12 protein-coding genes are annotated in these 14,887 nt (G+C 44.4%); 6 read left to right on the top strand and 6 right to left on the bottom strand.

Translation table 11 applies throughout. The features are described from left to right. Nucleotides 1-32: 32 nt before the first annotated feature. Nucleotides 33-887 (top strand): MurR/RpiR family transcriptional regulator, encoded by an 855-nt coding sequence (locus QWZ04_RS05855; protein WP_290325911.1) that lies wholly within the window; start codon nt 33-35, stop codon nt 885-887. Nucleotides 888-957: 70 nt separating this feature from the next. Here QWZ04_RS05855 and QWZ04_RS05850 read toward each other — a convergent pair whose 3' ends face one another. Then, nucleotides 958-2,232 carry an iron-containing alcohol dehydrogenase gene (locus tag QWZ04_RS05850; RefSeq protein ID WP_290325907.1) on the bottom strand — a complete coding sequence of 425 codons (1,275 nt, stop codon included), beginning with the start codon at nt 2,230-2,232 and terminating at the stop codon, nt 958-960. A 252-nt stretch (nt 2,233-2,484) separates the two neighbouring features. Here QWZ04_RS05850 and QWZ04_RS05845 point away from each other — a divergent pair, with 252 nt between their 5' ends. Both QWZ04_RS05845 and QWZ04_RS05840 read left to right on the top strand, forming a co-directional pair. Then, nucleotides 2,485-2,748 carry a GrxA family glutaredoxin gene (locus tag QWZ04_RS05845; protein ID WP_102521187.1) on the top strand — a complete coding sequence of 88 codons (264 nt, stop codon included), beginning with the start codon at nt 2,485-2,487 and terminating at the stop codon, nt 2,746-2,748. Nucleotides 2,749-2,941: 193 nt separating this feature from the next. Then, nucleotides 2,942-4,624 carry an aspartate:alanine antiporter gene (locus QWZ04_RS05840; protein ID WP_290325904.1) on the top strand — a complete coding sequence of 561 codons (1,683 nt, stop codon included), beginning with the start codon at nt 2,942-2,944 and terminating at the stop codon, nt 4,622-4,624. A 106-nt stretch (nt 4,625-4,730) separates the two neighbouring features. On the opposite strand, the gene fabV is transcribed toward QWZ04_RS05840, so the two are convergent. From fabV to QWZ04_RS05825, 3 genes are all read right to left on the bottom strand, one after another. Beyond that, the gene (fabV, locus tag QWZ04_RS05835) at nt 4,731-5,933 is read right to left on the bottom strand and encodes an enoyl-ACP reductase FabV (RefSeq protein WP_290325902.1); all 1,203 of its coding nucleotides are present in this window, start codon (nt 5,931-5,933) and stop codon (nt 4,731-4,733) included. Nucleotides 5,934-6,078: 145 nt separating this feature from the next. Then, the gene (locus tag QWZ04_RS05830; RefSeq protein WP_102521184.1) at nt 6,079-6,471 is read right to left on the bottom strand and encodes a DUF2750 domain-containing protein; all 393 of its coding nucleotides are present in this window, start codon (nt 6,469-6,471) and stop codon (nt 6,079-6,081) included. Between the two features lie 76 nt (nt 6,472-6,547). After that, nucleotides 6,548-7,453, bottom strand: coding sequence for a manganese-dependent inorganic pyrophosphatase (locus QWZ04_RS05825; RefSeq protein ID WP_290325895.1), 906 nt, complete (start codon nt 7,451-7,453; stop codon nt 6,548-6,550). A gap of 259 nt (nt 7,454-7,712) precedes the next feature. Between QWZ04_RS05825 and QWZ04_RS05820 the strand changes: the two genes are divergently transcribed. The 3 genes from QWZ04_RS05820 to QWZ04_RS05810 all read left to right on the top strand — a co-directional run bounded on the left by QWZ04_RS05820 (nt 7,713) and on the right by QWZ04_RS05810 (nt 10,352). Next, nucleotides 7,713-8,927 (top strand): putative manganese transporter, encoded by a 1,215-nt coding sequence (locus QWZ04_RS05820; RefSeq protein WP_290325893.1) that lies wholly within the window; start codon nt 7,713-7,715, stop codon nt 8,925-8,927. A 176-nt stretch (nt 8,928-9,103) separates the two neighbouring features. After that, nucleotides 9,104-9,880 (top strand): substrate-binding periplasmic protein, encoded by a 777-nt coding sequence (locus QWZ04_RS05815; protein ID WP_290325891.1) that lies wholly within the window; start codon nt 9,104-9,106, stop codon nt 9,878-9,880. Nucleotides 9,881-10,007: 127 nt separating this feature from the next. Further along, a complete protein-coding gene (locus tag QWZ04_RS05810; protein ID WP_290325888.1) occupies nt 10,008-10,352 on the top strand; it encodes a hypothetical protein in 345 nt (114 codons plus the stop codon). A gap of 110 nt (nt 10,353-10,462) precedes the next feature. Here the strand turns inward: QWZ04_RS05810 and QWZ04_RS05805 are convergent, their stop codons facing one another. Together QWZ04_RS05805 and torA are read right to left on the bottom strand one after the other, a co-directional pair. Further along, nucleotides 10,463-12,061: a BCCT family transporter gene (locus QWZ04_RS05805; RefSeq protein ID WP_290325886.1), complete on the bottom strand. Its 1,599-nt coding sequence runs from the start codon at nt 12,059-12,061 to the stop codon at nt 10,463-10,465. A 360-nt stretch (nt 12,062-12,421) separates the two neighbouring features. Next, nucleotides 12,422-14,884 (bottom strand): trimethylamine-N-oxide reductase TorA, encoded by a 2,463-nt coding sequence (gene torA, locus QWZ04_RS05800; RefSeq protein WP_290325884.1) that lies wholly within the window; start codon nt 14,882-14,884, stop codon nt 12,422-12,424. Between the last annotated feature and the right edge of the window lie 3 nt (nt 14,885-14,887).

Genomic DNA, 14,887 nt, shown 5'->3' with positions numbered 1-14,887 from the left:
GTAAAGATGTTCTCTATACCCTCGTGAACTCTATGAATACATTAGAAAAAATACAGAAAAACCTGGAAAACTTTAGCAAGTCGGAACGAAAAGTAGCCGAAGTGATCATGGCCTCTCCCCAGACGGCTATTCACTCTAGTATTGCTACTCTCGCCAAGATGGCTGACGTGAGCGAGCCAACCGTAAACCGCTTCTGTCGAAGATTGGATACGAAAGGCTTTCCTGATTTTAAACTGCACTTAGCACAAAGCTTGGCAAACGGTACTCCTTACGTTAACCGTAACGTAGAGGAAGACGACAGCCCTGACGCTTATACCCATAAGATTTTCGAATCAACTATGGCGTGTTTGGATGTGGCAAAAAACAGCATTGACTCAATGCAAGTGAACCGAGCGGTTGACCTACTAACTCAAGCCAAGCGCATTTCATTCTTTGGTTTAGGTGCCTCATCTGCGGTTGCACGTGATGCTCAAAACAAGTTTATTCGATTTAACATCCCGATTACGTGTTTTGAAGACATCGTAATGCAAAGAATGAGTTGCATTAACTGTACAGATAACGATGTGGTCGTTTTGATTTCCCACACTGGCCGAACCAAAAGCCAAGTGGAAGTGGCAAACCTTGCTCGTGAAAATGGCGCAACGGTTATTGCGATCACTGCCAAAGATTCTCCGTTGGATCGCGCATCATCTTTATCGATTTCATTGGATGTCCCTGAAGACACCGATGTTTACATGCCAATGGCAAGCCGTGTCGTTCAAATGACGGTTATTGACGTGCTGGCAACAGGCTTTACACTTCGCCGCGGTAGTGGTTTTAGAAACAACCTCAAGCGAGTGAAAGAAGCGCTGAAAGATTCACGCTACGATAAACTACAGCAATTTTAAAAAAATGGAGCCGATTGGCTCCATTTTTCTTTCTACTCATCTGCTTCCTACCTAAGTAGAAATCAAACCGTTACTTACTCCCCTGCTCTTGCTGCTTACCTTTCACTAACCTTGAAGAGATGGGCATATCTGAGTGGAGAACCGTCGCAGAAGACGCCTGTTCCTCTAAGTGAGCCTCGCTGCACACCGCACCATCACATGAACAGACTTGGCTCAATATGAACTCTAAACGTTCTTGAGTCAGTGGTATCGGGTTACCTTTGATCGCCACTGAACGCATTGCATCTTGTGCCACCACCTCAAATGCTGTTTGGCACACACCGAACTCGGTCAAACATGGGAGTTCTAAGGTCTCTAACATAGTCGCAACCCATTCAATACCATCCTCAACGGAAGCATTACTATTTTCAGTGACGATCTGAGACAGCATCTGATAACGCTGCAAAATATCTGTCCGTTTGTTAGCCCGGGCAGCTGAAATGTTCTCTCGCATCACATGCGGTGCTAAACGTGCAGTAATAACGCTGTGAGGAGCTTTTATCTTCCCCCCTAACGCAGAAGCCAAACCATGCGCCGCTCCTAGCTTGGCGTTGGTTATTGCCATACCACCCAACATGGCCGCAAAGGACAAATCTGAGCGAGCCTCGTGATCATCATACAAACACGCTGGCACAATAGAGCTGCTTAACCTTCTTAAGCCTTCTTCGCAGATCATATCGGTAATCGGGTTTGGGTCACCACAAACGTAAGCTTCCATGAGATGCGTAAATGCATCCATCGCGCCTCTACCAGAGGTATACAAATCGGTACCATAGGACAATGTCGGGTCGACGATTGCCACATCTGCTAGCATTTCAGGGCTTCGCAAGCTCACTTTAACTTGATCTTGGCCTGACTTAAGCACTGCGTTGCGTGTCACTTCCGCACCTGTGCTAGCGGTAGTAGGAATAGCGATAAAAGGAAGTGGTTTAGACTTAAGCGGGACATCTCGACCTACCACTTCAACATAATCGTATAAACTGCCTTGGTTAGGAATGACCGCCGCTAATGCTTTACCGGTATCAATGACACTGCCACCTCCGAGGGCAACGACGACATCAGGTTTAAACTTACGCCCCTGCAACGCAATCTCTTCTATCATGGCGATAAATGGCTCACCTGACACTGAGACTTGCTGATAACGTAATGCTTGAGATTGAAGGTATTCGACAATAACTTGAGAGCGAACGGTGTCCTTACCTGTGACTAAGAGAACGTTGTAGCCATATTGATTAATAACTGAAAGTGACGATTGTAATGCGCCTTCACCAAAAATAATTTTGGCCGATGTCATAAACTGAAACATACTACTTCCTTGCAGCCGAAATAAACTGTCTTTCAGATTGCGCTGAAAATATTCACCGTGTTTTGATTTGCTTCAATTAGTTTAGGATATTTACGACGACTTAGCTGAAATACGCGACTCGTCACATAGAATTCCGACAAAACGAGCCGGATATTTTAATAGGCTGTGCCTATCGTAACAAAAGGTTTTTCTCACTTTATTTCCCTTGCTGATTAAGGCATAGTTGCAAGCACGAAAACAAAGGAGAACCGTATGTTTGTAGTAATTTTTGGCCGTCCAGCTTGTCCTTTTTGCGTACGTGCAAAAGAAATCGCAGAAACACTAAAAGAAAGCCGTGAAGATTTTAACTACCGTTATGTAGATATTCACGCAGAAGGCATCAGCAAAGCTGATCTTGAGAAAACAGTGGGCAAGCCAGTTGAAACTGTTCCACAAATTTTTGTAGATCAAGACCACGTTGGCGGTTGCACAGAATTTGAAGCATACGCTAAAGAAAACCTAGGTCTGTTTAACTAATATCATCGCCTGCTTATAATAAGTGGTCGTTTTAAAAAGCTCGCATTCAGCGGGCTTTTTTTATACTTGCAATTCTGACAGTAAATAAATCTGTAAAATTGGCATAATCTGGTTCTTACTTCCTATACTTTCAGTTACACTTCACCACAACAAAGACCTTCCTCCTTCTCAGCAAAATGATTGAGTTAAAGCAGTGAATATAGATATTATTATTCTCCTTAAACAAAACCCTATCTTATTGATTTTTTTAGTACTTGCTATTGGGTTAGCCATTGGAAAAATTCAGTTCGGCCGGCTCCAATTAGGCAGTGCCATTGGCGTTCTTATCAGTGCTATTTTCATGGGCAACCTTGGCTTTAGCTTCAATGCGGACGCACTCACTATTGGCTTTATGCTGTTCATTTATTGTGTTGGTATAGAAGCAGGCCCGAACTTCTTCGGCATTTTCTTTCGCGACGGTAAGCACTATTTCATCCTTAGCTTAACCTTACTCGTTACGGCATTAGCTATTTCAGTATTCGTTAATCAATACCTTCAACTCGATTTTGGTTTTTCTGCTGGCATGATGGCGGGGTCACTTACATCCACGCCAATCCTAGTAGGGGCTCAAGATGCCCTGAAGACGGGCCTGGCGACCATTCCTGAAGGAATGACGATGGAGAAAGTACGTGAGAACATTTCAGTTGGTTATGCGATTGCCTATTTAGTCGGTCTTACTAGCATGATTTTGTTGGTCAAGTTACTGCCTAGATTACAAAAGCAAAACCTACATGATTCAGCGACTCAAATTGCTCAAGAACGCGGGTTAGACTCGAGTGCTCAACGTAAAGTGTACCTACCAATCATACGAGCCTATCGTGTTGGCCCCGAACTGGTGGCATGGACCGATGGCAAAAACTTGCGTGAATTGGGTATCTACCGACAAACAGGCTGTTACATTGAGCGCATCCGTCGCAGTGGTATTCTTGCCCACCCAGATGGCGATGCTATTTTGCAAGAAGGCGATGAAATTGCATTGGTAGGTTTCCCCGACAGTCACGCTAGGCTGGACCCAAGCTTTAGAAATGGCAAGGAAGTATTCGATCGTAACCTACTCGACCTCCGTGTTGTTGAAGAAGAGATCGTGGTTAAAAGTGACAGCATTGCAGGGAAGAAGCTGTCAGATCTCAACTTAGCTGAATACGGCTGTTTCCTTAACCGTGTAGTTCGTGCTCAAATTGAAATGCCAATGGATTTAAACATCGTATTGGCGAAAGGTGACATCTTGCAAGTCAGCGGTGAGAAAAGCCGTGTATTTGGCTTAGCTGAGCGAATTGGTTTCATTTCTATTCATAGCCAAATGGCCGACTTATTGGCCTTCTGTAGCTTCTTTATTCTGGGCATTTTATTCGGCCTTATTACCATGACCTTTGGGCAAGTCACTTTCGGTCTTGGTAACGCGGTTGGCCTATTATTGGCAGGGATCACCCTTGGTTTCTTGCGAGCTAACCACCCTACTTTTGGCTATGTCCCTCAGGGGGCACTGAATATGGTGAAAGATCTAGGGTTAATGTTCTTTATGGTTGGAATCGGTTTAAGCGCCGGTGACAGTATTTTCAAATACATGGCCGAAGTTGGCCCTCAGATCATCGCTGTGAGCCTATTGATCAGCGTGATACCTGTAATGGTCGCTTATTTGGTAGGAGCCTACATTCTTAAAATGAACCGAGCTTTGCTAATAGGCGCCATCGTCGGTGCCCGTACGTGTGGCCCAGCAATGGATGTGGTAAACGAACAAGCCAAATCAACTATTCCGGCTCTTGGTTATGCAGGCACCTACGCTATCGCGAATATATTGATGACCCTAGCAGGCACAGTACTAATCATACTGACTTGAGCGAAGGGCTAAGGCGAAGTACTTCGCTTTTAGTACTTCGCTTTTAGTACTTCGCTTAAAAAAAAGCGCTCGTCATGAGCGCCTTTTTGTTTTCATCTAAGATCTGTTAGATATCTTGAACGTCGAATTGAACGTCTGTTGCAACGTCTGCTTCGTAATCTACGCCTTCACAACCGAAACCAAACAACTTCAAGAACTCTTCTTTGTACTCAACGTAGTCTGTTAGTTCTTTTAGGTTTTCAGTGGTGATTTGTGGCCATAGGTCACGACAGTGTTGCTGGATATCTTCACGTAATTCCCAGTCATCAAGACGTAGGCGGTTACATTCATCTACTTCTGCCGCGCTGCCGTCTGCTTTATATAGACGCTCGCTAAACATGCGATAGATTTGTTGCATACAACCTTCGTGTACTCCTTCTTCACGCATCTTCTTAAATACCATTGCGATGTACAAAGGCATAACAGGAATCGCAGAACTTGCTTGAGTCACGACTGATTTAAGTACCGCAACATTTGCGCTACCACCAGTTTGACCTAGCTTCTCGTCTAGCGCTTTTGCTGCACGGTCTAAATCCATCTTAGCTTTACCTAGCGCGCCATCCCAATAGATAGGCCAAGTTAGCTCTGTACCGATGTAGCTGTAAGCAACCGTCTTACAACCTTCTGCAAGAACGCCGGCCTCAGAAAGTGCTTGTACCCACAGTTCCCAATCTTCGCCACCCATAACGGTAACCGTGTCTTGGATTTCTTGCTCTGATGCAGGCTCAATGCTTGCTTCAATAAGCAGATCTTTGTTGGTATCAACGGCAGTCGATGTGTATGTATCACCAATTGGTTTTAGAGATGAGCGAATCACCTCGCCAGTTTCAGGCATTTTACGAACAGGTGACGCTAGTGAGTAAACCACCATGTCTATTTGACCAAGATCTTCTTTGATCAAATCAATTGTCTTTTGCTTCGCTTCGTTAGAGAAAGCATCACCGTTTAGGCTTTTTGAATATAGGCCTTCTTCTTTAGCGAACTTATCGAAAGCGGCGGTGTTGTACCAGCCAGCCGTGCCCGGCTTTTTCTCAGTCCCTGCTTTTTCAAAGAAAACACCAATCGTAGAAGCACCACCACCAAACGCAGCAGCAATACGAGAAGACAGGCCATAGCCGCTTGAAGAACCGATCACTAGCACACGTTTAGGTGCATTCTCGATAGTGCCTTTCTCTTTTGTGAAGGCAATCTGTTCTTTTACATTTGCTTCGCAGCCAACTGGATGTGTTGTGGTACAAATAAAACCACGAATTCTTGGTTTGATAATCATTATTCTTTTTCCCTTTTAAAAACAGTTGTAGGATAAAAGTTTATAAGCCAAATGGCATCTAATATTTTGCTGTTCAGTTAAGTGGTTGGATGTCTTGATGCACAAACGAAAAAAAAGAGCATATTTAATGCCCTTAATCTTTGAATTATTTTTGCTTTGAAGATTGTTTCTTCAATTCAAAATCAAATTCATCAGGGAAGATGATCACACCTTCCTCTTGTTGGTTTGGAAACACAACAACAGAAAGTTCATCATCTTCTAAGCCTGTCGTCCAACGGCTATGCCACTTGTTTAGAGAGATAGCTTCAGGAACACACGCTTCCCACTCACCAGTAGCCCACGCCGCAGCAAATTCTTGATTTGGCCATACTGGCACACAGTCGTCTTCTTCTGTGTTTAGCATGACACAACCGTGCTCATCTTTTAAGATCCACACTTGGCGATTAGCAACGATTTCTTTAATACAGTAGTTAAAACGCTGTTCACCATCGTATTTGTTAATGGTTTCAATTTGCGCAGCATCCAGTTGTTTAGTCATAGCTTTAACCTTTATAAAATAAAAACGCCTACCGATAAATCAGCAGGCGTTAAAAACTATTGCAGTAAGTAGGTAATTATACCAACTCACCTTGTAGCCACGGCCAACCCTGCTTTTTACGGCTTAGGGTGTTTTCCATCATAAGCATGCCTTCTTTCTCATGCTTAACAAGCTTAGCCGCCCACTCACCTTTATAAATTAGGCGAGTCTGTGCTGTGGTAATGTCTGTAAGCATCACAGCGGCAAACGCTAGGCCATCTTCATCACAACGGCGAGTTAGGTCCGCTTCTAATGCTTCGATCATGCCGTCTACTTGCTCAAGAGTCGCCAGCTCAACTTGGCCAACAACAACATCACGACCGTTGAATGGGTAACCCTTAAGGTCTTTTTCAACAAGCTCTGCTGCAGACAAACCTTCAATGTTTGTTTTTGCAATCAATAGCTCTTTGATAAATGTGTCTAGGTCGGTCACACCTGCGATTTCTGCCAACTCTGTTACTGCGTCTTTATCTTTTTGAGTACAAGTAGGCGAAGCAAAGCCTACTGTGTCTGACAAGATTGCAGACATCATCAGTTTTGCAATTTGCTCAGAGATCGCGTGACCTTCAATTTTGTACATGTTGAACAACACAGTGTTAGTACAGCCAACAGGCCAAATCCACGCTTCCATTGGATTCACTGTCATGACATCACCTAGGCGGTGATGATCAACAATACCTAGAATTTCAGCGTCAGCAACGTCATCAGGCGCTTGAGCTAGATCAGAGTAATCTACTAGCCAGATTTTCTCACCAGCAACAGAAGTACAAAGCTCAGGAGTTGGAGCATCAGCCACTTCAAGAATGTGCTGAGTTTCGCGGTTGATCTCGCCTTGGCGAATTGGCTTAGCTTCTAAACCGCGAGCTTTCAACAACTCCGTTGCTACAAGTGCGCTACAAATGCTATCGCTATCTGGGTTTTTATGACCAACAACTAGAATCATTTTTCTTCCTATACAATTCATTATTTTGGCCGACATCATCGACCTTGTTAAATTCTCAACCCTATATTTTACTGGATTTTTGCAGTTTGTCATTCGTTGTACATCAATTCCCCCTTCTACTTTGGTCAAAAGCGGTACAAAGCGGCGAGAAACAAGTTATTAGCGTCGCAAAAAAATTGTAAACATTACGCAATGAAGTTATTGATAATAATTCTCATTTGCATATAATGGGAATTATTCGCATTGCTTTGGGGTTAATATGCCGTACATTCATTCTTTGTTTCGCTCGAATTCATTTTCGATAAATCAGTTCAAACTGTCTCATAAACGTCTCATTTTGCCTGTTGCGCTCATTGCGTTAATCGCCTCTGAAACCACAAGAGACGTCACCGTCGCCACCCTATCTGATGCCTTTTGGGCCGTATCTGCCTACGTCGCTTTTACGCTCGTGATTTATCACTACCTGTCGCAGTGGATAAATAAAAACAACCCCGTGACGAAACTCTATAATGGATCTCGTACTTATCAGGTTTTGTTTGCATCCTTACTTGGTGCTCTGCCTGGTTGCGGAGGAGCGATAGTCGTTACAACCCAATTCATTAGCGGACGCGTGGGTTTTGGTGCCATTGTTGCCGTATTAACCTCCACCATGGGTGACGCCGCGTTTTTGCTGCTAGCAAGCCAACCAAGCACCGGATTAGGGGTGATTGCCATCGGCGTTGTCGTCGGTTTTGTCTCAGGGCTTATCGTTAACAAAATACATAAAGACGACTTTCTACGTCCGGAGATCAAATCTGCGTCTGATTCTATTATTCAGTCTTGTGGGAAAGAAAACGTCGGTCATTCTGCGATGGAAAACAAAGCCATCAACTTACAAGGGCTATTTTGGAAAGTGCTAATTGTACCCGCGACGATCATTGCGGTACTGGGTTCATTTCAGGTAGATGTCAATCATCTAGCATCTCTACCGGACAACACTATTGAATGGGCCGGTTGCTTATTTGCGATTGCCTCTATGCTGCTTTGGTCGTTAACAAAAGAAATTGAAGATTATCGCTCAACAGTATCGGAAGATAATAAATGCATTTCCTCTCATCCTATTCAAAAAGCCGCACAAGATACCAACTTTGTCAGTGCATGGGTGATTGTTGCGTTTCTTGCTTTCGAGCTGACCACCTTCTTTACTCAAGTTAACCTACAAGAGACCTTTTCTGGTTGGGGAGTATTCATGCCGTTAGTCGGCTTAGCCGTAGGTTTATTGCCCGGTTGTGGCCCTCAAATATTGGTGACAAGCATGTATTTAACCGGAGCCGTGCCGTTTTCTACTCAAATCGCCAATGCAATATCAAATGACGGTGATGCGCTATTCCCTGCGATCGCCCTTGCACCAAAAGCCGCGTTAGTAGCGACCTTTTATTCCGCCGTTCCCGCACTAATAGTAGGGTATGGGTATTACTTCTTATTTGAGATGTAACACATTGAAAGCTTGCTGTTTGAAAGACACACTTCAAGCGATGCATATACAAACAGCAGCTTACTCTTTAACTTATAAGTAATTATAATATTGAAAGAAGATCTCATTAACTGACAGTATTTACTGAAAAAACCATCACACTCTTCTATTCTATTAGATATAGATAGGAGTAAGAAATGAACCAATTTATAGCCCGGTTGTGCATTACGTTGACCCTTGTACTCTTACCAACCTCACTTTTTGCGTCGGTTACGCTCCAACTCGCCTATTCAGACGTTGAGTCACACCCTTTTCAGCTCGGTAATGGCCGAAAAATACCTAACGAACCCGGTTTGGCCCTCGACATCATCAATCTAGCCACAGAGAAAATAGATGTCGATTTAAAATATGTTCGGTTTCCAGGCAAGCGAGTGTTACACGATATTCAAAAAGGCACCGTCGATGGCGGCTTCATTTTTTCCTACAATTCAGATCGCGCACAATACGCCCATTACCCAATGATTGGCGAACAGCCGGATAGAAGCCGACGCATCGCCACAATCGGATATTACTACTATCAACTAAAAGGCAACACTCAAGACATTACGCTCGAACATTTACAGGAGTCACAACAGATGGTTGGCGCTCATTTGGGGTATTCGATTGTCAATGTACTCCAAGATAAAAACGTCAACGTTCATGAAGTTAAAACCACCGAGCAGCTTTTTAGAATGCTCCGTTCCCACCGTTTAACGACCGTTGCAATTCAAGATACAATCGCCGAAAAGTTCCTTAAAGAAAAGAATTGGACCAATGTAGAACGAGTGAGCCCTGCGATTGTCACCAAAGACTATTATTTGATTTTCAGTCATCAATTCATGGCATCACACCCACAACTACCCGACCAAATTTGGGACGCTATTAGTCACGCCCGAAAAAGCGCCATGCCCGAAGACGCTCTCGAGAGCCATTAGATTAATACCAATCGTGTCGATGTGAATCGGTTGCCATCCCATTTTCTAAAATAACGATGCCTTTGTAGCGACAAGGGCTGTGTCATTCGGTAAGCTTTCGCACAATAGAAATAACAGGGTAGAAAATATGAGAATTTCCGTTGATGGTGGGTCATTTAACGTTGCAATCGAAACGGAGTTTACTGGCCTAGTTGGCGAGATAACTGATATTTATAACGAAACATTAGAGCAAGCCACCTCTAGCGATTTAGCGGTATTACGTTTCCTTCAAATCATTATCGAAAACAACGAAAATGATGACGCTATTGGCTATGCGGTATTGGGGTTATTAGGTTGGTACAACACGGTAATTGGCGAAGTCAAAGATAAAGACATTGAGCTTAACTTGCCGAAGATTTTGCCTCACCTCATTAATCCGGCTGGCGATCTCAACGCTACGTGCGATAACGGGCTCAAAACGTTCCTACATTAAATCGCATCGAAGTTCCGCTCTCTTAATTCAGGTAGCCCCATAACTAAAAAAATAGCCCGCTATCATCAGCGGGCCATTTTGTAATTCAGCTTTAGCAGCACATGTAAATATTAAGCTTGTGCGTAAGCTGGCTTGTATTTCTCAAGCTCTGTTTTCATACCAAGTACTAGGCTCACACACATCACCAATAAGATTATGGTAAACGGTAAACCCGTTGATATCGTTCCTGCTTGCAGAGCCTGTATCGCTTCAGTACCGCCGACCCATAGTAATACAGCAGCAATCGCGCCTTCCGTCGATGCCCAGAAAATGCGTTGAGGCACAGGTGCATCTACTTTGCCACCGGATGTAATACTGTCGATAACCAATGATGCTGAATCTGATGACGTAATGAAAAACACCATAATCAAGATAATCGATAAAAACGACAAAATTGAACTCATTGGCATCGCTTCATACGCATAAAATAGTGACAGAGTTAAATCCGACAAACCATTCTGACCCAGTTCACCAACCTTGTTCACTACCTGATCAATTGCCATACCACCAAATGCAGACATCCAAACAAAAGTAATACTGGTAGGAATTACAATAACCGCGGTCACGAACTCTCGAACAGTGCGCCCACGAGAAACGCGAGCGATAAACATACCAACACAAGGTGACCATGAAATCCACCAAGCCCAGTAAAATACCGTCCAACCGTGCATCCAAGCTTCATCTTCACGACCATGAGGGTTACTCAACGGCAAGATATTTTCAATATAACCTGTCACCGTCAAAAACAACGAATCGAAGAATATGGTAATACCCGCCGCGATCACGACCAATAGTAATGCAAGTGCTGCCAGTAAGTTAATATTACTCAACACCTTAACACCGCCGTCGATACCACGTACAACCGAGAACACCGCAAGCGTAGTAACAAACAGAATGACGCCAAGTTGTAGGTAAATGGTTGCTTCAACACCGAACACATGGCTAATGCCACTCGCCGCTTGCTGAGCCCCCAACCCTAAAGAGGTTGCCAGGCCAAATAGTGTCGCGAGTACCGCCAATATGTCGATAATGTGCCCGAACCAGCCCCAGGTTTTGTCGCCGAGCAGCGGATAAAAGACGGAACGTATTGATAATGGTAGGCCCTTATTGAAGGCAAAAAACGCCATAGAAAGACCAACCACAGCATAAATAGCCCAAGGGTGAAGACCCCAGTGGAACATTGTCGCACCCAACGCGGCTTTCTTCGCTTCATCGGAAAAAGCTTCAACGCCCAGTGGTGTTTCATACCAACCGGTAAAATAAGCAACAGGCTCTGCTACCCCCCAAAACATCAAACCGATACCCATGCCCGCCGCAAATAACATCGCGATCCATGACATGCCAGAATGATCTGGTTTGGCGTCTTTACCACCAATACGAATTTTACCAAACGGAGAAAAAACTAAGCCGATACAGAAGATCAGGAAGATGTTACCTGACCACATAAAGAGCGAATCAAAGCTTCCAATGATTTGCCATTTAGCACCATCTAACGCACTTTTTGCAGTGGAAGGGTCTACAACAAGGAGGGCCACTAAAAAAAGAAGAATGAGACCGGCACTAACGCCGAAGACAGGGTTGTGAACATCAAACCCCCATTTTTGAACATTATCTTGACCAACTGTATAGTCGGTATTTTCTATACTATATTTATCTGTAGGTTGACTCATAGCCCCTCAAAACGCTAAAACGCGTATAAAAATGAGCCGCTATACTAACCAGATCTCGAATTTAATTCAGTAATAAATCACCATTAATCAAATAAACCCCCTTTAAACACCAGCATGTTGATATCAAATATTTAAGCTTCCAATGCAACTTAAATAGATAAAAATCAATAAGATGACAATCAAAACCTACAGTAAATCATGCTCAATGCGATATCTATTCCTTAAACGAAATTTTTGTAACTAAACTACAAGTTTACCGTATCGCACCACTTAAACACCCACCAGAAGATTAAAATGATACCAATAAAAAAATGGCCTACTATCGCTAGCAGGCCATCTGTTAAAAAAGTAAATCAGACACTAACTGACTTCGATCGGTCCGCCGAACGAGGTCACTGGCGGTACAGTTCCTGTGAATTTCTCAAAGTCAGCCAAGCAAGTATTTGCTGAGGTTGCTTGAGCCAATTCAGAGGTTGGAATGTCCATCGTCAGTGTGTTTGGATCGCCGTAAGTACAAATTGCACCTACTTTTTCGTTTAATGGGCCGTACCATGCGCCTTCTTCAATTCGGATCACGCCTTGTGGGTAGCTGTCTGTTACCACAGCACCTGCAAGTAATTGACCACGGTCATTGAATACGCGTACTAGGTCGCCATCTTTAATGCCTTTTTCTTTTGCATCAACTGGGTTGATGTAAACAGGCTCACGACCTTGAACCGCGTACGTTGCACGGAACTCTTCGGATTCACACATTTGTGAGTGCAAACGCTTATCTGGGTGACAGGATTGTAACCAGAATGGGTGCTTACTTGAACCAGGGCCACCGTGAGAACGTTCTGTTTTTTCAAACCACATAGGGTGATTCTGACAGTGTTCATAATCCATACGGCCAATCGTACGGCTTGAGATTTCAATGAAACCAGATGGTGTACCCAGTGCATTGATCTCTGGATCTTTACGGAAGTCCGCATGACGAACCCAAGGTTTACCGGTACCGAAGTCCAGCACCCCTTTTTCCCAGAACTCATCAAACTCAGGCATGTCAAACTTGCCTTTGTTCGCATTACGGCAATCAGAATAAAGTGAACGTACCCACTCCATTTCATCCATGCCGCGTGTGTATTCTTTGTGTCGACCAAAACGACGCGAAAGTTCAGTAAAGATGTCGAAGTCAGAACGTGACTGGAACACGGGATCAACCAGTTTATGCATCGCTAGCAAACCACGACCCGAGTATGAACCCATTACGTCGATATCATTACGCTCCCACTGCGTACAAGCTGGTAGTACGATATCTGAGAAGCGACATGTTGCCGTCCACGCAAATTCAACCGTCACCACAGTTTGCAGTTTTTGGAACGCTTTCTTCATTCTGTTACGGTCTTGATGGTGGTGCCACGGGTTGTTACCCGAAATCACCATCATTTTGTAATCAGGAAGCTTCACTTTGTTGCCGTTGTAACGGATCTCTTTCCCTGGCTCTAGCAAGCAATCAATCCAACGCGCAACAGGGATGGTACGGCTGTAACCGTTAAAATCGTTGTTGTCCCATTTTGGTTTCATACCTTGGTCTAGGTTCCGTGGGAAGCCACCAGGAGCAGCAAAGCCCGTTGATGGAACACCGATACCTGAATAATGGTGCCCGTAAGAGATGCCACCACCAGGCAGACCAATTTGGCCCAACATCGCAGCGACCACAGCACCAGCCCAGTAAGGCTGCTCACCGTGCTCTTGACGCTGAATACACCAACCAAACAGCAGCTGTGTACGACCATTTACAAGCATACGAGCAAAGTCGCGGATCTTATCGGCTTCTACACCACAGATTTCAGCGGCCCACTCAGGCGTTTTCTCAACTTTGTCTTTTGTTTCGCCTTTCACGTATCCGATGAAATCATCGAAACCAAGACAGTACGTTTTAATAAACTCTTTGTCGTACAGGTCTTCATTATATAACGTGTGTGCCACTGCCATCATAAACGCCACATCAGTCTGCGGGTTGATGTACATGTGGTCATTGCCTAAGAAGCGCTGAGTTTTGTTTTTCACTGGGTCAACAGAGATAACGTTCACTTTACCAGCGGCAACTTTTTCTTTTAGCTGATCTAGGTATGGGTACGCTTCATGCGTTGCACAGTTCCAACCTACCTGCAGGTTTTTCACCGGATCGGTAGCCCACAACACGATGTTGTCGCTGTGCTCTAGGATTTCAGACCAAGAGGTACCTTGTGCGTACACTTCTGTAGAACCAAGCACGTACGGCATGATAGTTTGGCCCGCACCGGTCGAGTAGTCTCCTACTTTCGTGATGAAGTTACCATGCATGCCCACAGCACGTTGCATGTGGCTTGTACAACTATGGAATTGACCCGTTTGACGCCAGCCAGTTTGGCCTGCGTGCAAAGCCCAAGGACCGTAATCTTTTTGTACGCGCTCTAACTCACGGTAGAAAAGATCTAATGCTTCATCCCAAGTTACACGTACGAAACGGTTATTACCGCGTGTCTCGCCCGAGTATTTGTGCTTTTTCAGCCAATCAAGGCGAACCATTGGGTAACGCACACGTGAAGGGCTATAAATAATTCCCTTAACGCCATTTAGCATTTCTGTTGGATGCGTATCCATTTCTAGTGGCTTGATCTCTTGAACCTTGCCACCGTAGATGTGGGCGCGGAATGCGCCCCAGTGAGAACCAGACACTTTCCAGGTTCCCGTTGTTTCTGCAGCATTCGCTGAGGCTGAAGCCAATAGGCTAGGACCAATTACTGACGCCGCACTGGTCGTTGCTACACCTTTAAGAAAACTTCTTCGTGTAATAGACATTAA

Origin of the sequence: Vibrio tapetis subsp. quintayensis (assembly GCF_030409945.1) — a bacterium.
In the GTDB taxonomy this organism is placed as follows: domain Bacteria; phylum Pseudomonadota; class Gammaproteobacteria; order Enterobacterales; family Vibrionaceae; genus Vibrio; species Vibrio quintayensis.
This window is presented reverse-complemented; position numbering and strand designations above follow the sequence as displayed.